The 20925-nt window shown below is 44.8% G+C and carries 16 protein-coding genes; 2 read left to right on the top strand and 14 right to left on the bottom strand.

What is annotated here, in order from left to right; translation table 11 throughout:
- The first annotated feature begins 1 nt into the window (after position 1).
- Both OH456_RS18885 and OH456_RS18880 read left to right on the top strand, forming a co-directional pair.
- A complete protein-coding gene (locus OH456_RS18885; protein ID WP_198558351.1) occupies positions 2 to 586 on the top strand; it encodes a flavodoxin family protein in 585 nt (194 codons plus the stop codon).
- Between the two features lie 31 nt (positions 587 to 617).
- Positions 618 to 1472: a LysR family transcriptional regulator gene (locus OH456_RS18880; protein ID WP_038223974.1), complete on the top strand. Its 855-nt coding sequence runs from the start codon at positions 618 to 620 to the stop codon at positions 1470 to 1472.
- On the opposite strand, the gene OH456_RS18875 is transcribed toward OH456_RS18880, so the two are convergent.
- The 14 genes from OH456_RS18875 to ftsW all read right to left on the bottom strand — a co-directional run bounded on the left by OH456_RS18875 (position 1414) and on the right by ftsW (position 20913).
- Positions 1414 to 2193, bottom strand: a complete 780-nt coding sequence (locus OH456_RS18875; protein ID WP_006072885.1) for a TSUP family transporter — start codon at positions 2191 to 2193, stop codon at positions 1414 to 1416. The genes OH456_RS18880 and OH456_RS18875 overlap by 59 nt on opposite strands.
- A 165-nt stretch (positions 2194 to 2358) precedes the next feature.
- Positions 2359 to 2787, bottom strand: coding sequence for an outer membrane beta-barrel protein (locus OH456_RS18870; protein ID WP_270034044.1), 429 nt, complete (start codon positions 2785 to 2787; stop codon positions 2359 to 2361).
- Positions 2788 to 2955: 168 nt separating this feature from the next.
- Positions 2956 to 6180: a carbamoyl-phosphate synthase large subunit gene (carB, locus tag OH456_RS18865; protein ID WP_006072883.1), complete on the bottom strand. Its 3225-nt coding sequence runs from the start codon at positions 6178 to 6180 to the stop codon at positions 2956 to 2958.
- Between the two features lie 16 nt (positions 6181 to 6196).
- Positions 6197 to 7336 carry a glutamine-hydrolyzing carbamoyl-phosphate synthase small subunit gene (gene carA, locus OH456_RS18860; RefSeq protein ID WP_062459866.1) on the bottom strand — a complete coding sequence of 380 codons (1140 nt, stop codon included), beginning with the start codon at positions 7334 to 7336 and terminating at the stop codon, positions 6197 to 6199.
- Between the two features lie 545 nt (positions 7337 to 7881).
- Complete coding sequence (dapB, locus tag OH456_RS18855; RefSeq protein WP_006075634.1) at positions 7882 to 8691, bottom strand: 4-hydroxy-tetrahydrodipicolinate reductase; 810 nt, start codon at positions 8689 to 8691, stop codon at positions 7882 to 7884.
- A gap of 75 nt (positions 8692 to 8766) precedes the next feature.
- Entirely contained in the window at positions 8767 to 9165 is a 399-nt protein-coding gene (gene mutT / locus OH456_RS18850) for an 8-oxo-dGTP diphosphatase MutT (protein WP_124940237.1), read from the bottom strand.
- Positions 9166 to 9252: 87 nt separating this feature from the next.
- Positions 9253 to 11985, bottom strand: coding sequence for a preprotein translocase subunit SecA (secA, locus tag OH456_RS18845; RefSeq protein WP_124940238.1), 2733 nt, complete (start codon positions 11983 to 11985; stop codon positions 9253 to 9255).
- A 497-nt stretch (positions 11986 to 12482) separates the two neighbouring features.
- The gene (gene lpxC, locus OH456_RS18840; protein WP_031494089.1) at positions 12483 to 13400 is read right to left on the bottom strand and encodes a UDP-3-O-acyl-N-acetylglucosamine deacetylase; all 918 of its coding nucleotides are present in this window, start codon (positions 13398 to 13400) and stop codon (positions 12483 to 12485) included.
- 99 nt (positions 13401 to 13499) lie between these two features.
- A complete protein-coding gene (ftsZ, locus tag OH456_RS18835) occupies positions 13500 to 14729 on the bottom strand; it encodes a cell division protein FtsZ (RefSeq protein ID WP_031495612.1) in 1230 nt (409 codons plus the stop codon).
- Positions 14730 to 14758: 29 nt separating this feature from the next.
- Entirely contained in the window at positions 14759 to 16021 is a 1263-nt protein-coding gene (gene ftsA, locus OH456_RS18830; protein ID WP_038223983.1) for a cell division protein FtsA, read from the bottom strand.
- Positions 16022 to 16131: 110 nt separating this feature from the next.
- Entirely contained in the window at positions 16132 to 16926 is a 795-nt protein-coding gene (locus tag OH456_RS18825; protein ID WP_006072718.1) for a cell division protein FtsQ/DivIB, read from the bottom strand.
- 233 nt (positions 16927 to 17159) lie between these two features.
- Positions 17160 to 18620, bottom strand: coding sequence for a UDP-N-acetylmuramate--L-alanine ligase (gene murC / locus OH456_RS18820; protein WP_006072717.1), 1461 nt, complete (start codon positions 18618 to 18620; stop codon positions 17160 to 17162).
- 18 nt (positions 18621 to 18638) lie between these two features.
- Complete coding sequence (gene murG / locus OH456_RS18815; RefSeq protein WP_031494213.1) at positions 18639 to 19700, bottom strand: undecaprenyldiphospho-muramoylpentapeptide beta-N-acetylglucosaminyltransferase; 1062 nt, start codon at positions 19698 to 19700, stop codon at positions 18639 to 18641.
- Positions 19687 to 20913, bottom strand: coding sequence for a cell division protein FtsW (ftsW, locus tag OH456_RS18810; protein ID WP_006072713.1), 1227 nt, complete (start codon positions 20911 to 20913; stop codon positions 19687 to 19689). Before ftsW ends, murG begins: the two co-directional genes overlap by 14 nt.
- Positions 20914 to 20925: the final 12 nt, after the last annotated feature.

Here is a 20925-nt window from a genome sequence, read left to right as displayed (position 1 = left end):
GATTGATATGTCAAACATCGCTATTGTTTACTTCTCTATGAGTGGAGCGACACGAGCACTCGCAAAAGCCATTCAAAGTGGCATCGAGTGTGCGCTCTGTAATGCCACTCTGTTTGAGATTGAGAGCCGTGATATTGAAGAGGGTCGTTACGTCAATAATCATTTACTTTCATCACTAAAGCACTTCGATGCTATTGTTTTCGGAAGTCCTACTTACATGGGCTCGGCCAGCGCTCAATTTAAGGCGTTTATGGATGCAAGTAGCGATGAGTATGTCCAACTCAATTGGCGTAATAAGCTCGCCGCAGGATTTACCATGGGCGGTAGTCTCAATGGTGAGCAGCAACAAACGCTGCTTGGTTTCTTTGCCTTAGCCTGCCAGCACGGTATGATCTGGGCAGGGTTAGATGTTTCAAAACACACAGATAACAAAGCTTTGAACCGCACAGGTTCCTCAATTGGCTTAGTGGCAAGCTACTATGACAATAAGCAAGTTCATCCTAATGACTTAGAAACTGCACATTACTTTGGTAGCCGAATTGCTGACTTAACCCACCAACGTCGTCATCAGGTTATGTTAGAATAATAAAATCTATTCCCAATTTTCATCAAAGCGCATGCTATTAGAAGGCATTGAGACCTTACTTGTGCTCTCACAAGAAAAAACCATGAGCCGTACTGGCAGCAGGCTATATATCAGCCAGTCGGCAGTCAGTAAGCGAATAGCCAATCTAGAGAGAAAACTTGGTAAAAAGTTAATCGAGCCAGAAGGGAGGCAAATAAAATTGACTCCTGACGCCCTCTCTCTTATCGATCGTGTTGGTCCAAGTCTGCATGAGCTTCGCGGATTAATTGCTGAAGAGCAGACCCTTGATGATCAAACGATTATTCGCGTAGATTGTTCGGAAACCTTAGTGGCAGGTTATCTCAGTGAAGTATTTCCCACGTTGCTGCTTAAAGACCCATTCCTCACCATTACCACCAACCATACGCCCCGAATCATTGAACACGTTAAAGCAGGGGACGCGGCGATTGGACTCTGTGCAGGGCATCTTAATAGTCGTCTTGGCCTGCATGCTACCCATCTATTCAACGAACCGTTTCGAGTCGTGAGCCATCAACCGCTTACCGCACCGCCCGCTAAACTCATCACTAACGACCTCAACAATCCGGCCAATACCTATCAAGCGGGCTTACTTCAACAAGCGGGTATTATTCCAAGCATGCAGATGGACTCCTATACTGCAGCAGCCCAGTTGGCAATCAAAGGTGTCTCTGCCGCTTTGGTTCCTTTATCAATTATAAAAACCCTTCACATTGATGAAGGGCTTTGCTTTGACTTCGATTTTCTTGCTACGTTGACACGTCCCGTGCACCTTGTTTATCGTCCTTCAGCACTGAAATTAGAACGAGTTAGAACAGTGATTGAAACCATTGAGGATGCTGTTCCCAAAGTAGCTTCAATGCCATGACCATTGACATGATCACAACCAATGGGCGGATGAATTTTTTCCCCTTAGATACAACGACCTTAGCTCCCATTCTGGCACCCAAAAAACCGCCAACTGCCATAACTAAGCCGATTTCCCAAACCGGTAAGCCTGCAATAATGAAAAAGATTAATGCGGCTAGATTGGAAGTAAAATTTAGTACTTTGGTTTTTGCTGTAGCGTGAACAATCGACAGTTGTGCGATGGCGACAAAACAAATGGTAAAGATAGAACCGGTACCCGGTCCAAAGAAGCCGTCGTAAAATCCGACACCAGTACCTACGGAAAAGGCAAATAGGGTTTCTGACATTTTAGGTTTGCCACCGCCCTCTCCTGCTTGTGGAGCCAGCAAAAAGTACAGAGAAATCCCCAGCAGTAAAACTGGAATCAAGCTCGTCAGCACCCCTGCATCAATATGCTGTACTAATTCAGCACCAACTGCAGATCCTATAAAAGTACATAGAATCGCAAGTCGCATTTCCTTGAGGTCAACAATACCATTGCGCACAAAATACCAAGTTGCCGAAAAACTACCAAATGAGCTTTGCAGCTTGTTAGTTGCCAATGCTTGGGTTGGGGGAACACCGACAGACAGGAGAGCAGGAAGAGTAAGCAACCCTCCACCACCAGCCATCGCATCAATAAAGCCCGCTAATCCTGCGACCAGGAAAAGGAGTCCAAGAATTTCTATTGTAACTTCCATTATGCTAACTCAACGTTAAATATCGTCTCATTTTACTCGCGACAAATATCAACACTAGCGAAATCATGGATACAAACCTATTCCCTTAAGGAATCAATTAGAAGTAGTAACTTAAGCCGATATTGACTGCATTACCTTTATAGGACTTGCTTTGAGCTAAAGAGACTATTCTAATGACCCTTTAAGTTTATCCGTAAAGGTATAAGAGACACCGGCACCTCCCGAAAAATACCCTTTCGTTTGACTACTTGCGGAATATTCTTTCGCAAAGTTGACCCCAGCTAAGGCGTAGATCGAAAAAGTGTCACTGAGTGGATAGCTTGCTTTGGCATAAATTTGCGACTGGTGTTGAGGCAAAGAACTTGTACGATTGAGTGCATAGAAATATCGCCCCTCAAGGGCAAAATGCTGATTGAGTGAGTACCCGGCCTGAAGTCCTAAATTACTAATATTGGAAGTCGATTTGTCAACGCTCTCATCCGCTGCTCGCACCGTACTATATATGGTACCTAGGTAAAAACTATCGTCAGCCAAAGCTGAAAAAGACAATGTCATTGCCGCCGTTAAGATGGATAAAGTATGTTTAATTTTCACTGCTAATTTCCTACGTTTTAATTAGGGGTAGGAATATAACGACTAAAATAATTGATTAAAAAACACTCTCTGAATAAAGAATGCGACACAAAAAAAGCCCGCTCAAATGAGCGGGCAATGAGGTTGTCTAAAAGGCAGGCGCTAGACCTGCTTCTTAGTTTTTATCTATTAAGCACTTTTTACTTGTGCGTGAAGCTCTTGAACCGATGTCACTGTCGACTTCGCATCTGCGGTATGAGACATACAGGTTGCAAACGCCGCATTTAGCGTTGTAGTGTAGTTCACTTTCTCCGCAAGCGCGCCACGACGTAGAACTTTTGAGTCCTCAATCGCTTGACGACCTGCTGCCGTGTTAACGATGTAGGTGTACTCGTTGTTCTTGATACGGTCTAGGATATGTGGACGACCTTCGTGTACCTTGTTTACAAGACGAGGGTTGATTCCAGCTTCACCTAAGATTACTGCTGTACCGTGTGTTGCATCTAGTTGGTAGCCAAGCTTAGTTAGCTTAGAAGCTAGGTCAACTACGCGCTCTTTATCACCTTCACGAACAGACAGTAGCGCACGACCACCTTCAGGGTAAACATTGCCGCAACCTAGCTCTGCTTTCGCATAAGCTTCAGCAAATGTCGCACCGACACCCATTACCTCACCAGTGGAACGCATTTCTGGGCCTAATAGTGGGTCAACGCCAGGGAACTTGTTGAATGGCAGTACCACTTCTTTCACTGAGTAGTAAGGAGGAATAATCTCTTTAGTGAAGCCTTGCGACTCTAGAGATTGACCCGCCATAACACGAGCAGCAATCTTAGCAATAGGTGCACCTGTTGCTTTCGATACAAACGGAACGGTACGCGCTGCACGTGGGTTAACCTCAATCAAGTAAACCTTGTTGTTCTTAACCGCAAACTGAGTGTTCATTAGACCACGAACACCCAACTCAAACGCTAGCTTTTCAACTTGCTCACGCATTGTATCTTGGATTTCTTGGCTTAGCGTGTATGCGGGAAGTGAACATGCTGAGTCACCAGAGTGAACACCTGCTTGTTCGATATGCTCCATAATACCGCCGATAACCACTCGCTCACCGTCACATAGTGCATCGATGTCAACTTCAACGGCATCGTCTAGGAAGCTATCTAGTAGCACAGGAGACTCGTTCGAAACACTCACAGCTTCGTTGAAGTAACGACGTAGGTCTTGCTCGTCATAAACGATTTCCATTGCGCGACCACCTAGTACATACGATGGACGAACAACCAATGGGAAGCCGATTTCACGAGATTTCTCTACCGCTTGCTCCATTGTCGTTACTGTTGCGTTTTCTGGTTGTAGAAGGCCAAGACGGTCTACCGCTACTTGGAAACGCTCACGGTCTTCTGCACGGTCGATAGCGTCAGGGCTAGTACCAATGATTGGCACACCAGCAGCTTCTAAAGCACGAGCCAGTTTCAGAGGCGTTTGACCACCGTACTGAACGATTACGCCCTTCGGTTTCTCTACTCGAGCGATAGCCAATACATCTTCCAGTGTAACTGGTTCGAAGTACAAACGGTCAGACGTATCGTAGTCAGTAGAAACCGTTTCTGGGTTACAGTTAACCATGATGGTCTCGTAACCGTCTTCGCGTAGTGCTAGAGACGCGTGTACACAACAGTAATCAAATTCGATACCTTGGCCGATACGGTTTGGACCGCCACCTAGGATCATTATTTTGTCTTTATCTGTTGGATTCGCCTCACATTCGTCATCATAAGAGGAGTACATGTAAGCGGTATCAGAAGAGAACTCAGCCGCACAAGTATCAACGCGCTTGTAAACTGGATGGATATCGTATTGGTCACGTAGGCGACGAATTTCACTTTCCGCTACACCTAGAATCTTAGATAGGCGCGCATCAGCAAAACCTTTACGCTTAAGCTTGTTTAGCTCTTGCTTATCAAGACCTGCAAAACCTTTCGATCGCAACTCTTGCTCTAGTTTCACAATCTCTTCGATTTGAACTAGGAACCAACGGTCGATTTGTGTCAGGTTGAAGACACCATCTACAGATAGACCAGCACGGAATGCGTCAGCGATATACCAAATACGCTCAGCACCAGCTTCTTTCAGCTCGTGGCGGATTTTAGACAATGCATCTGGAGCATCAAGGTCAACCATTTCGTCAAAGCCAGTCGCGCCAACTTCTAGGCCACGAAGCGCTTTTTGTAGCGACTCTTGTTGGTTACGACCAATCGCCATTACCTCACCAACTGACTTCATCTGTGTTGTTAGACGGTCGTTAGCGCCAGCAAACTTCTCGAAGTTGAAACGAGGAATCTTGGTCACTACGTAGTCGATAGTTGGTTCAAACGATGCTGGTGTTGCACCACCCGTGATATCGTTCATCAGTTCATCTAGTGTGAAGCCAACCGCTAGTTTCGCTGCAATCTTGGCGATAGGGAAACCCGTTGCTTTAGACGCTAGAGCAGAAGAGCGAGATACACGTGGGTTCATCTCGATGATAACCATACGGCCATCTTTCGGGTTGATACCAAACTGAACGTTTGAACCACCTGTTTCAACACCAATCTCACGCAGTACCGCTAGAGAAGCGTTACGCATTAATTGATATTCTTTATCTGTCAGCGTTTGCGCTGGTGCGACTGTGATTGAGTCACCCGTGTGGATGCCCATTGGGTCGAAGTTTTCAATCGCACAAACGATAATGCAGTTGTCCGCTTTGTCACGAACCACTTCCATTTCGTATTCTTTCCAACCGATAAGTGATTCATCGATAAGAAGTTCGTTCGTTGGGGAAAGGTCTAAACCACGGCGACAGATTTCTTCGAATTCTTCTTTGTTATATGCGATACCGCCACCAGTACCACCCATAGTGAAAGAAGGACGAATGATACAAGGGAAGCCAACCATATCAAGAACCGCGTACGCTTCTTCCATAGTTTTCGCAGTATCAGCGCGTGGACATTCTAGGCCAATTGATTTCATCGCTTTATCGAAGCGAGAACGGTCTTCTGCTTTATCGATAGCGTCGGCCGTTGCACCAATCATTTCCACACCGAACTCTTCAAGTACGCCGTGCTTCTCTAGGTCAAGTGCACAGTTCAGCGCGGTTTGACCACCCATTGTAGGTAGAACCGCGTCAGGACGTTCTTTAGCGATGATATTACGAACAACTTCCCACTGAATAGGTTCGATGTACGTCGCATCCGCCATGTCCGGGTCAGTCATGATTGTTGCAGGGTTCGAGTTCACTAGGATAACTCGATAACCTTCTTCACGTAGCGCTTTACACGCTTGTGCGCCAGAATAGTCAAACTCACAAGCCTGACCGATAACAATCGGGCCAGCACCAAGAATTAGAATACTTTTAATGTCAGTACGTTTTGGCATTCTCAACTACTCCGAATTACGCTTTGTGTTTTTTAATCAGTTCAATGAAGTGGTCAAACAATGGTGCAGCATCGTGTGGACCTGGGCTTGCTTCAGGGTGACCTTGGAAGCTAAATGCCGGCTTATCAGTGCGATGGATACCTTGAAGCGTACCGTCAAATAGAGACTTGTGCGTCGCACGCAGGTTTTCAGGTAACGTCTCTTCATCAGCAGCAAAACCATGGTTCTGAGAGGTAATCATCACTACATTGCGATCGAGATCTTTTACCGGATGGTTGGCACCGTGGTGGCCAAACTTCATTTTCACAGTTTGTGCACCTGATGCTAGCGCCAAAATTTGGTGACCCAGACAGATACCGAAGATAGGCAGTCCGTTATCTAGGAAAGTCTTAGTTGCCTCAATAGCGTAAGTACAAGGTGCTGGGTCTCCAGGGCCGTTCGATAGGAACACGCCATCTGGGTTAAGCGCGAGCACTTCTTCTGCTGAAGTTTGCGCTGGAACCACCGTTAGGCGGCAGCCGCGGTCAACAAGCATGCGCAAGATGTTACGCTTGGCACCGAAGTCGTAGGCAACAACGTGATATGGCAATTCACTGTCGTCTTTCGCTTCAGGAAGTCCACCCTCGAGCGTCCACGAACCTTGTTTCCATTGATACGTTTCTTTTGTTGTAACCTCTTTCGCAAGATCCATACCTTTCAAGCCTGGGAATTCTTTTGCTTTAGCAAGTGCTAGAGCTTCATCTAGGTTATCGCCCGCTACGATACAACCGTTCTGCGCACCTTTTTCACGAAGAAGGCGAGTCAGCTTACGTGTATCGATATCAGCGATACCAACGATGTTCTGAGACTTGAGATAGTCTGAAAGGGATTGTTCGTTACGGAAGTTTGATGCGATAAGAGGAAGATCGCGAATCACAAGGCCTTGTGCGTGGATTGCTGAAGACTCTTCGTCTTCTTTATTAGTACCAGTATTGCCAATGTGAGGATAAGTAAGAGTTACGATCTGTTGAGAATAGGAAGGATCAGTGAGGATTTCTTGGTACCCCGTCATCGAGGTATTAAAAACAACTTCACCAACGGATAAACCATCTGCTCCAATGGAAACACCGTGGAACACTGTCCCATCTTCTAGGACTAACAGTGCTGATTTACTCAAGACAACCTCCAGAATAAAAATGCATAAATTTTAAATTAAATTGCAGATTTGCCTTCCTCTTCGCTATAAATAAGCGCTTTTAGGTAGTTCAGACAAATTGGCGGTATTCTAATGATGCCCGTGACAAGTGTCAACAACTGCCGAAAAATAAAATTAAATTTTATCGCCATTGACCATTTTTTTACTCTAAACCCTCAAAAAAACACATTTCAAGAGCAAAAATCAATCAGTTATGATTCCGCATAGTTTTTCGTGCTAGCAAAGTTAATAACAACCCCGCAATTTTTACCTCATAACTACGCAAACGTTAACCGAAACAAGTTAACATATAAAAATAAGACATAAGAGACGATTTTTATCTCAAAGCTACAAAACTCACACATAAATCCATTTATTTTGTACAGTTATTGTGTTTTTGGTCGATTTAGCGAGATGGCTATTCATACCCTAGAACAATACTGACCTTGAGAATAATTATGTAAAACAATTGAGCTTTGAGATTCGACGCCATGAGATATAAAAAAAGCGCCGACTGGCGCTTTTCGTTAAATGCTATCGAGACCGAGAACTTCAGTCATGGTATAAAAGCCCGCAGGCTTATCATTGAGCCATACTGCAGCTTTAACGGCCCCATTGGCAAACGTCATGCGATCGGTCGCTTTGTGGGTAATCTCGACGCGCTCACCAATATCAGCAAACATAGCGGTATGTTCACCAACAATATCGCCAGCTCGAATCGTAGCAAAGCCAATTTCGTCACGAGTGCGCTCACCAGTGATGCCTTCACGAGCATAGACGGCTACATCGTTGAGTTCATTACCCATTGCGCCTGCAATCGCTTCTCCCATACCTATAGCAGTACCAGATGGAGCATCTACTTTATGGCGGTGGTGCGCTTCAACAATTTCGATGTCGCAGTAATCGCCCATAACTTTCGCTGCTTTCTCAAGAAGCTTAAAGACTAGGTTAACCCCAACGCTGTAGTTCGGCGCCATAACCACTGGCACAGATTGAGCAGCCTCATCGATGATCGCTTTCTCTTCTTCGCTAAAGCCAGTTGTACCAATCACCATTTTTTTGCCATGCTGTTTGCATAGCTCTAGATTCGCAAGGGTACTTTTTGGCGCAGTGAAATCGATGATAACGTCAAAGTCATCAATAGACTTATTAAGATCATCCACCAAAGCGACGTCAAATCGCCCTTCACCACACAATTCACCAACATCAACACCAACTAAAGATGACTCTGGGCGTTCAGAACCTGCGCCTACTTCAGCCTGATTGTTGTGAAACGTTGCTTTCACTAGGTTGCGACCCATGCGGCCCGCTGCTCCTGCAATCGCAATTCTTACCATTGCGTTATTCTCCGTTGTTTATGTTGTTACCAATGTAACGCAAAGACACTAGGGCTACCAGAGTCGTTACAGATTTTAACGGTATTTTTCGACCACTTTATTTAGGATGGGTACATTCGCTTCGGGGAATACATAATTCGGTAAATCGGCAATATTTACCCAACAGCCTTCCTGTCCCTCTTTTCCGTATGGTTCATTGTCAAACGACGTCACCGAGATAAAATCAAACTCCAACGATTTTTCTGGGTAGTCATGAAGTAGGTGCTCGAACAACTCAAACTCTTTAACTTTTATGTCGATCTCTTCGAACAGCTCACGAGTTATCGCCTCGCCGACTGATTCTCCTACCTCGACTTTACCCCCAGGAAACTCCCAGAAGCCGCCTTTATGAAGGTTATCAGGACGTTTAGTGATATAGATTTGCGACTTATCTTGGTTAAAGATGATTGCGGCAACGATATGAACTCGCTTCACGTTTTTCCCCACCTATTTCTGTGTTTCTCGTAAATTCAGATTAAAAAAAGAGCCGCATAATGCGACTCTTCATTTTTACATCATGGTTTAGTTAATCTTACCATGGCATTGTTTGTATTTCTTACCAGATCCACAAGGACATGGTTCATTGCGCCCAACCTTACGTTCTTCACGAACCATAGGCTGTTGTGAACCATCACCAGACTCTTCTGAGTGATCAGCAAGTTGGTTCTCAGCATCCGCGTGTTGAGCATGTGCTTTTGCTGCTGCCGCCTCTGCTTGCGCTTGACGCTGAGCTTCCATACGCTCAACTTCTTCTTGCTGTTGCACACGTACTTTTGAAAGTATAGTGATCACGTCAAATTTCAGAGAATCCAACAGTTGCTCAAACAACTCAAACGACTCACGCTTGTATTCTTGTTTCGGGTTCTTCTGAGCATAACCACGAAGGTGAATACCTTGACGTAGATGATCCATAGCCGCTAGATGCTCTTTCCATAGCGTATCTAGAGTCTGCAGCATGACCGATTTTTCAAAGTTACGAAGTACTTGTGCACCAACAGTTTCTTCTTTCTGTTGATAAATCGTTACTGCTGTATCAAGGATTTTCTCACGAAGTGCTTCTTCATAGAGCTTGTCATCTTCATCAAGCCAAGTTTTGATTGGAAGCTCTAAATCGAAGTCGTTCTTCAGACGTTCTTCTAGACCCTCGATATCCCACATATCTTCTAGAGATTGAGGTGGGATGTACTCATCGATAACAGAAGTGAACACATCAGCACGGTTTTGCTCAAGCATTTCACTAATGTCTTCTGCCGTCATTAATTCATCACGAAGCTCGTAGACTACTTTACGCTGGTCATTGGCTACGTCGTCAAACTCAAGCAATTGCTTACGGATATCGAAGTTACGACCTTCCACTTTACGCTGAGCTTTCTCAATAGATCGCGATAACATCTTACTTTCAATCGCTTCACCTTCGTCCATACCACTTTGGATAAGGCTAGCCATACGATCAGAAGTGAAAATACGGAGTAGTTGATCTTCCATTGATAGATAGAAACGAGACGAACCAGCATCACCTTGACGACCAGAACGACCACGTAACTGGTTATCGATACGGCGAGATTCATGACGCTCTGTACCAATGATATGTAGACCACCAGCAGCAAGAACTTGATCATGAATCACTTTCCATTCTGCTTTAATGGCATCGATTTGCTCTTGCGTAGGCTCAGAAATCTGTTCAACTTTAGACTGCCAGCTACCACCTAACACGATATCGGTACCACGACCCGCCATGTTAGTTGCGATAGTTACCGCACCTGGCGTACCCGCTTCAGCAACGATTTCAGCTTCGCGTTCGTGGAACTTCGCGTTAAGAACGTTGTGCTTGATCTTAGCTTGCTTCAACGCATTAGATAACAGCTCTGACTTCTCAATCGAAACCGTACCAACCAGAATAGGCTGACCTTTTGCACTGCGCTCTTTAATGTCCTCGATAATCGCGTTGAATTTTTCAACTTCAGTACGATAAACCACATCAGCCATGTCATCACGAACCATTGGTTTATTGGTTGGGATAACAACTGTTTCTAAACCATAGATAGACTGGAACTCAAACGCTTCAGTATCTGCCGTACCTGTCATACCCGACAGTTTTTCATAAAGACGGAAGTAGTTCTGGAACGTAATAGAAGCAAGTGTTTGGTTTTCGTTTTGAATCTTCACCCCTTCTTTCGCTTCAACAGCTTGGTGAAGACCTTCAGACCAACGACGGCCTGGCATAGTACGACCAGTATGCTCATCAACGATAACTACTTCGCCTTGCTCGTTAACGATATAGTCAACGTTTTTCTCAAATAAAACATGAGCACGAAGGGCGGCGTTCACGTGATGCAATAGGCTAATATTGGTTGGCGAGTAAAGTGTGTCACCCTCTTCCATCAAACCATTTTTGATCAATAGTTCTTCAACAAACTCCTGACCTGTTTCGGTTAAGTGAACCTGTTTTGATTTTTCATCAACCGTGTAGTGACCATCACCACGGTACTCTTCTGAGTCTTCTTGATCTTGTTGTTCAAGCTGAGGAATTAACGTGTTAATACGTGTATATAGCTCTGAACTGTCTTCAGCAGGACCTGAAATAATAAGTGGAGTACGAGCTTCATCAATTAAGATTGAGTCCACTTCATCGACAACAGCAAAGAATCGCTCACGCTGAACTCGGTCTTCCACACGGAAAGCCATGTTGTCACGTAGGTAGTCAAAACCAAATTCGTTGTTGGTACCGTATAGAATGTCCGCTTGATAAGCTTCTTTCTTTTCTTGTGGGTGCATGTTTGGCACGTTCACGCCAACACTCATGCCTAGGAATTCAAATAGAGCGCGGTTTGTTTCAGCATCGCGTTTTGCTAAGTAGTCATTCACGGTTACGATGTGAACGCCTTTGCCCGGTAGAGCATTTAGATAAGCAGGCAAAGTTGCTGTTAGCGTTTTACCTTCACCAGTGCGCATCTCTGCAATTTGACCAGAGTTCAACACCATGCCACCGATAAGCTGAACGTCGAAATGGCGCATCCCGAAGACACGTTTAGACGCTTCACGAACTGTAGCAAATGCTTCTGGCAGAAGTTGGTCTAGGTTTTCACCTTTATCCAATCGCTCACGAAACTCTACTGTTTTTGCTTTCAGTTCTTCGTCAGACAATGCTTCGAACTGTGGCTCGTAGTTATTGATCTGCTTTACGATTTTTCTTAGTCGACGCAGTGTTCTGTCGTTACGACTACCGATGACCTTTGTCAGTAGGTTAGTAATCATTGTGTTTTTATTCTCTCTACCATTAGATCATATCGACCTATTAAAATTGCCTTCCGTCTCGACTAGGGTCTACTGACCTAACTGAGATAAAATCTATACCAACTGATATTGAGTTCAAGCTGTTAAATTTCAAGGCAGATATACCAATTAATGGCACATAGTTTAAGGAATTTTTGCCCTAACAACCAAGCTTCAATACAAACTAACCGTAATTAGTTTGATGTGTTTGGAAGTTTTGTCATATAAAGCCGTATTCAGCGCAGCATTGTGGCGGATATTTCTAAACGGAGATAGCGGCAGCATACATCAAAAGTGAAAACTTAAACTGCACAGCGAGTATCATTTAAAGCAACCAAACTGCAAGATCACGAAGATCCACTGCAGATCTTTGCCACTATTAAGTAAAGTGCAACAGGCAACAAACTGCCACTTCACTGTTTAATAGGCATAAAAAAACCAGACTCAAGGTCTGGTTTTTTTTAAACACTAGTAGTTTTTTAAGCGAGGACCATGTTTGGTTCTGCAAAAGCAACTGGAGAACCAGCTTGCTCTTCGAATGTAGCCCATTCCCACGCTTCTTGGTCTGCCAATACCGCACGCAGTAGTTGGTTATTTAGACCATGACCTGACTTATACGCAGAGAACTCACCAACAATCGCGTGACCAGCCATATAGAGATCGCCAATCGCATCCAACACTTTGTGAGTAACAAACTCATTATCGAAACGAAGACCCTCTTCGTTAAGAATACGGTATTCATCAAGAACGATAGCATTATCGAAGCTACCACCTAACACAAGATTTTGTGATTGTAGGTACTCGATGTCACGCATGAAACCAAAAGTACGAGCGCGAGCGATATCTTTAATAAAGCCTTGCGACGAGAAATCAAACTGCAGACGCTGTTCGTCAGCATCAATTGCAGGGTGGTTGAACTCAATCTCGAAATCCATACGGAAACCGTTGTATGGACGAAGCTCTGCCCACTTATCACCATCTTCGAAACGCACTGGTTTCTTGATACGGATGAAACGTTTTGGTGCATTCTGAGTTTCGATGCCTGCTTGTTGTAGCAAGTATACAAACGGGCTTGCACTGCCATCCATAATAGGGATTTCAGGCGCATCAACTTCAACGATGATGTTATCAATGCCCATACCCGCTAATGCTGCATTCAAGTGCTCGACTGTTGAAATACGAACACCGTCATCATTAACAAGCGCAGTACATAGCATTGTGTCGCGCACAGAAAGAGGATCCGCAGGAAAATCCACAGGCGGATTCACGTCAGTACGACGGTAAACGACACCAGTATTAGCAGCCGCTGGACGCAAAGTTAGTGTTACTTTACGGCCAGAGTGGAGACCCACTCCTACAGTAGTCACTATTTCTTTAAGCGTACGTTGTCTGATCATCTACAAACCTCTTCTTCAACGCTACAAATCACGGTTGATTATGTAAGCAACCGCGAATCCTACCAGATTTTTGAGCTGTGTCAAATTTAAGCAGACAGCTTAGTCTGCTTGACGACGCAAAAATGCTGGAATATCTAAGTAGCCACTTTCCTTTTCAGGTTTAGGTGCAGCACTAGTATTCGCGCCAGATGCAGGTGCATTTGATCCCGAATGACTCGGTGTGTTCACTTCAACCTTGTCCTGACTATTTACAGGCAAAGTTTGTGCCACTTTCTCTTCAACTTTCGCAGCTGGAGCTTGCGTTTGTTGTTGTGGCTGACTTGCTGTTACTGGTGTTTTACCACCTGCAACAAGCGTGATGTCAGGTTTGCGCTCATTACCGATACCAGTAGCAACCACAGTCACGCGAATTTCGTCGCTCATGTCAGGGTCTAGCGAAGTACCAATTACCACTGTTGCATTATCAGAAGCAAAAGCCTTCACTGTATTACCGACTGTTTCAAACTCGTCTAAACGCATATCCAGACCAGCAGTAATGTTCACTAGAACACCACGAGCACCAGCAAGATCGATATCTTCTAGAAGCGGGCTAGAAATCGCCATTTCAGCGGCTTCTTCTGCACGGTCTTCGCCTTTAGCAACACCGCTACCCATCATCGCATGACCCATCTCAGACATCACAGTACGTACGTCCGCAAAGTCGACGTTAATCATGCCTGGGCGAGTAATTAGCTCTGCAATACCTTGAACGGCATTCTTAAGAACATCGTTCGCACTTGCAAAGGCTTCTAAAAGCGTAACACCACGACCTAGTACTTTAAGTAGCTTTTCATTTGGAATAGTGATTAAAGAGTCAACATGCTTTGATAGCTCTTCAATACCCTGTTCTGCAAATGCAAGACGCTTTTTACCCTCGAAGCTAAATGGTTTAGTCACCACCGCAACAGTAAGAATACCAAGCTCTTTCGCTACTTCAGCAATAACGGGAGCTGCACCGGTTCCGGTACCACCACCCATACCAGCTGCGATAAATACCATATCGGCGCCAGTAATGCTTTCTTTAATTCTTTCTTTATCTTCGAGAGCTGCATCACGTCCAACTTGTGGGTTTGCACCCGCACCCAAGCCTTTTGTAATATCGCCGCCGATTTGAATGACGTGACTAATACTCGTTTTGCGAAGTGCCTGAGCATCCGTATTCACACTAATGAAATCAACCCCTTCGATTGACTCACGAACCATGTGTTCTACAGCGTTACCACCGCCACCGCCGACTCCAACTACTTTAATGACTGCTTCGTCAGACATTTCCATCATCGGTTCAAACATTTGTTATCTCCGTTTTCCTGCAACTCAGGTTAAAACTCTTTTTGTATCCAATTACGCAACTTTCCAAAGATTGTCGACACCGATTGACGTTTTGGTTCGTTATAATCATTGTCGTCATTGATCTGACTGTCTCTTGCGTAATGAAGTAATCCAACGGCCGTAGAATGATACGGCTCCTTTACATAGTCCGTGAGACCGCTAACCTCTAAAGGCTTGCCTACACGAACCTGATTGCGGAAGACGCGCTCTGCACACTCCACAACCCCTTCAATTTGTGCTGCGCCGCCCGTTAAGACCACGCCTGCTGCTAGATGATGTTTTACACCATTCTCTCTTAGTTTAGCTTGAACATTATCAATGGTTTGATTTACTAGTCCCATTAACTCTGTATAGCGTGGTTCTATCACTTCTGCCAATGTTTGGCGTTGCAAACTACGAGAAGGTCGACCACCAACGCTTGGAACGTTAACTGTATCATCTTTGCTCACTAGTTCGCTTAGAGCACAACCATACTTTACTTTTATTTCTTCTGCATCACTAAGAGGTGTACCAAATGCAAATGCAATATCACTGGTCACCGCATTACCAGCATAAGAGAACACTTCTGTATGTCGAAGTGCACCACCGGTCCAAATAGAGACATCCATGGTTCCCGCGCCAATGTCTACGACACAAACGCCCAGCTCTCGTTCATCTTCAGTAATAACAGCGTTACTGGAAGCTAATCCAGAGAAAACCAACTGCTCTACCTTTAATCCACAACGCTCAACGGCCTTGATGATATTTCTTGCCATATCATTGTGACAAGAAATCAGATGAACACTCACTTCCATTCGAACACCAGACAAGCCAAGCGGATTTTTTATCCCTTCTTGATAGTCTATGGTAAATTCCTGAGGAATCACATGAAGAATACGTTGTTCATCACCAATTTTAATGGATTTCGCGGTATGAATCGCTCGGTCCATATCATCCTGTGACACTTCTTCCTCAGAAATGGTTCCCATGCCTTTTTCAATTCGACTCGCAATATGCTTGCCTGAAAGAGAAATAAATACATTGCTAATCTGGCATTCTGCCATCAACTCAGCTTGATCGATCGCACGCTGCACGGATTTAACCACTGACTCTAGGTCGTTTACACCGCCTTTGTCCATGCCTCGAGAAGGACTGGAGCCAGCACCAATGATATTGACCTGACCGTCGGGTAATACTTCACCGACCAACGCAGATACAGTTGCAGTGCCTATATCAAGACCGACAATAATATTGTCATCCGTGGTCTTCGTCATCTGTACTCTCTTTGTTATAGATATTTCAATTTCCAGCGAACAATCTTGTTGCTCAATGTCCAAACTGAACTTAGGTATCGATAAATTGCTCTACCGATACGTAATACCAGTCATCCTACTTTTTTGCTCTCTGCGTGAGCGGTTCCAGCCTCTTCCGCAGGGAACCAGCCAACCGCAGCGCCGGTATCATATCTTAAGTCGATATAACTAATTTTAGAGACTTGATCGCCCAACTTTCGATAAAGCGAAATAAAGCGCTCCAAGCGCTCCTGCATCGAGTCTTTACCCAACTCTAAACGGATACCGTTGTCCAAAATAACTTGCCAAGCTCGGCGTTCGTTCAGTACCAATGATGATATGGATAACCCAAGCGGTGCTAATTGCCCGTTGCTGTCTCGATAAGTTTGAAGTACTTGTAACTCAGTGCCTTTTGGCCCATAAAGTTTTACTTTCTGCTCTTCAATTGCCGACACATCACCGCTAAACACAACACCGTTTGTGTCTAACATATCAATACCATTCCAGATGGCACTAGCCTGATGCTCTGTAAGAAAGACTTTTACTGTATCTGGCCATTGTTTGCGAACGGAGGCCTGAGATACCCAAGGGATTTGCTCGACGCTTTGCTGCAGCACATTGATGTCTTGAGACATAAAAGTGCCAATGTGTTCAAGGTTGGCAAATGCGTGTTGCACATCCTTGGCAGTTACATGAGTTAAATCGCCCTGCAACACTATCTTTGATAAAGGGAGGCGCTGGTCGTCCCACATCCAGCTAATGGTGGAATAAAGTGTTGAACCTATTACGGTGATTACAGCTAATAAAAAAACAGCCCCGACCCCATGTTTAGAAAACAAGGTAATTCGACGCGTTGATTCTGCACTGCTCTCTGAAGTTTCAGTCAAACTCTTTGGTCCTTTATTAACTTCTCTTCGCCTTTCCTTAAGATAGTGGAATAAGAGTCTAATCTAATATTGTTAACCTTAGGATTATACTAATGAATATCAAACTATCAAACACTGAACCTAAGAAATATCGGCTTTTACACATTGAAATAACAAAAATGTTCGACTAAGCGATCAAAATTCTCGATAGCTCGGTCGAACAGTTAAGTTTTTTACTAATTGAACTGACGTTGCTAACTATTCTGCATTAGCTGGATATCTAACTTCATCTGCTCAAGCTTTCTGGCTACTTTACCGATATCACCAGCACCTTGCGTCAGAAGAAGGTCGCCTTCTTGCAAAAGATTCGATAAAACAGATGGTAACGCATTCACGTCTGGAACAAAAACAGGATCCAACTTACCTCTTGTACGAATAGTACGACATAGTGAGCGTCCATCAGCCCCAGCAATCGGAGCCTCTCCTGCCGAATAAACATCCAACATCACTAAAACATCAACTTGTTCCAGCACATTGGCAAAGTCATCATATAAATCGCGAGTACGACTATATCGATGAGGTTGGAAAATCATCACTAAGCGTTTTTCTGCCCAGCCATTGCGCGCCGCTTTAATCGTAACATCCACTTCTGTTGGGTGATGGCCGTAGTCATCCACTAGCATCACTTTACCGTTACCTGTTTCAAACTCACCAAGGTGCTCAAAGCGTCGGCCAGTACCTTCAGTCCCTAACATGGCGTTAACGATAGCTTCATCGGCAATATTATCTTCCGTTGCAACAGCAATCGCCGCCGCTGCATTAAGAGCATTATGTTGACCTGGAATATTTAGAGTAATTTCTAAGTTCTCTCGGCCTTTTCTGACAACCGTGAATTTACCTTGCTGGCCGTCTTGACGATAGTTCTCAATTCGCACATCTGCATCATCAGAAAAACCATAAGTAATCACTTGACGACTAACACTTGGAATCAATTCACGAACTACCGGATCGTCAACACACATCACCGCCTGACCGTAGAAAGGCAGGTTATGTAAGAAATCGATAAAGGTTTGTTTTAGCGTATCAAAGTCTCCACCATAGGTATCCATATGGTCAGCTTCAATATTAGTCACAATACTCACCATCGGTTGCAGGTGAAGGAAAGACGCATCACTTTCATCCGCTTCAGCGATCAATATTCGGCTTGAGCCTAATCGAGCATTAGTACCAGCACTTTTTACCAAGCCACCGTTAACAAACGTCGGATCCATTCCAGCTTCCGAATAAATCTGAGTAACCAGTGCAGTCGTCGTGGTTTTACCGTGCGTACCAGCCACAGCGATCCCATGTCTAAAACGCATCAGTTCCGCTAGCATTTCAGCACGGCGAACTACAGGAATTCTCAGCTCTTTTGCAGCAACTAATTCTTGGTTTTCTGGATCGATAGCCGTAGACACCACTACCACACTTGCATTTTCAATATTGCTCGCCTGATGGCCAATATAGACAGTGGCACCTTTTTGAGTCAGACGCTCTGTCACAGCATTTTCAGCAAGATCTGAACCGGTAATCTGATAGCCTTCATTAAGCAGTACCTCTGCGATACCACTCATGCCAGCACCACCAATTCCGACAAAGTGAATACACTTCACTCGTCTCATTTCAGGTATCAGGGCCCGTATTTGTGCTAGGTCTTGAGTATGTTGCTGTGTCATGGATTAAATCTCGTCAATCTATTTTGTTAATTCGATAATTTCTTGGGCGACGCGTGTATCTGCATCAAGTTTAGCGGCTTTTCGTGCATTCTTCGCAAGCTCTAGTAGTTGCAGTCGATCGAGCTGTTTTACCTGTTGCGCCAATTTTTCTACCGTTAAATCCGGCTGTTCAATCATATAGGCAGCGCCACTGTGCACTAGGTGATCACCATTAAGTGCTTGCTGCCGATCTTTGTGCATAAATGGAATAAATATTGCGCCTACGCCGACCGCAGCTAATTCAGAAACAGTCAAAGCACCAGAGCGACAAATTACTAGGTCAGCCCAACGATAGGCTTGGGCAACATCGTCGATAAACTCAGTAACGTCTGCATTGTCAACTGCATTGGAGCGATATAGCTCAGCCACTTCTTCGCTATTACCTTTACCCGCTTGATGACGGATTGTGTAGCCTGAACCAAGCTTTGCCATTACGGGAGGTAGCGTCTGGTTTAAAATACGTGCACCTTGACTGCCACCCATGACAAGAATACGAATATCACCTTCGCGGCCTTCAAGTCGCTGTTGCGGTTCTTCAGTATCAATTAAATCTTGTCTTACTGGGTTCCCAACTACTTCAGCGTTAGGGAATGCACCAGGGAACGCCTGGAATACTTTCTTGGCAATTTTCGACAACCATTGATTGGTTAATCCCGCTACACCATTTTGTTCGTGTAATACAACTGGAATGCCCATGGTCCAAGCCGCAATACCACCAGGGCCACTCACATAACCACCCATGCCTAGCACGGCATCCGGTTGCCATTTTTTTAGGTGCTTTCTAGCCTGTAATATAGCGCTAAATATCTGAAATGGCGCTTTCATAAGCTTGGTAATGCCTTGTCCTCGAAGACCTTTCACTTTAATGAAATCGATCTCAATACCATGCTTGGGAACCAAGTCGGCTTCCATACGATCAGCCGTTCCTAACCAGCGAATCTCCCAACCTTGTTCTTGTAGTCGATGCGCAACAGCAAGCCCTGGAAACACGTGACCACCAGTACCACCAGCCATCACCATCAAACGTTTATTCTTTTTCATCTTTGGCTTTTTTCTTGTCTTTCTCAGGAGGCGCTTCCTGAGGTGTAGGTTCATCTATGTCTGGTAACAGACGGCATTCGTGGTCGATACGTAGCAGTATCGACACCGCAACGGACATAATTATAAGACTGGAGCCACCATAACTGATTAAGGGCAATGTCAAACCTTTGGTAGGAACCATACCAGCAGCAGCACCAACGTTGACTAACGTTTGAAAAGCAAACCAAATTCCGATGGCAAAAGAGAGATAGCCCCCAAACAGTTGCTTCTTCTCAAAGGCACGCTTGCCGATGTACAGAGCTTTAATCACCAAAGCAAACACCAACATCAACACGAGAAGCACACCAATAAAACCTAACTCTTCAGCTAAAACCGCAAATACGAAGTCAGTATGCGCTTCAGGCAGGTACTCCAATTTTTGTACCGAGTTACCTAACCCTTGCCCCATCAAATTACCGCGGCCGAACGCCATCAATGATTGTGTTAGCTGGTAGCCACTTCCGAAAGGGTCTTCCCATGGGTCAAGGAAAGATGTCACTCGGCGAACACGATAGGGCTCCACCAAGATCAGGGCAATAACCGCACCAACACCAGCTACCAATAACGCGATAAACTGAGACAGCTTTGCGCCCGCTATAAACAGCATACCAAATAGGGTCACCAACATTACCACCACGGTTCCTAAGTCAGGCTGACCAAGCAACAAAATAGCAAAGGTAGTAAACACCATGATAGGTTTGATAAAGCCGCCAAAGAAGGATTGCCTTACCTCATCTTGCTTGCGAACTAGATAGCTCGACATGAAAATGAACAGTGACAATTTAGCGACTTCAGCGGGCTGCAGGTTAAAGAGCCCAAGAGGGATCCAGCGCGAAGCACCATTAACCGACTTCCCGACGGCCAATACGACGACCAGAAGAAATATCGACAGCGCAAGCAAATAAGTACTGTAACGAAACCATTTTTCCGTTGGAACTTGGAGAACAATGGACGATGTCCCAAGCGCTAGCACCAAGAAAATCGCATGTCGAAACATGAAGTGGAATGGTTGGTCAGTGAGTCTTGAACTAATAGGAAAAGAAGCCGATGTTACCATAACCAAGCCGGTAATCATCAATGCAAACGCTAACCACACTAACTGTCTATCGTAGAGGGCATCAGGAGCTGGATGTGAAAACCAACCTGTTACCCTTTGTCGAAATTGATGGAACATAGTAGCGAGTCC

The sequence above is a fragment of the Vibrio sp. La 4.2.2 genome (assembly GCF_027586995.1).
GTDB lineage: Bacteria > Pseudomonadota > Gammaproteobacteria > Enterobacterales > Vibrionaceae > Vibrio > Vibrio mediterranei.
Note: the sequence above shows the minus strand (reverse complement) of the source record. Positions and strands in the feature narration are given on the sequence as shown.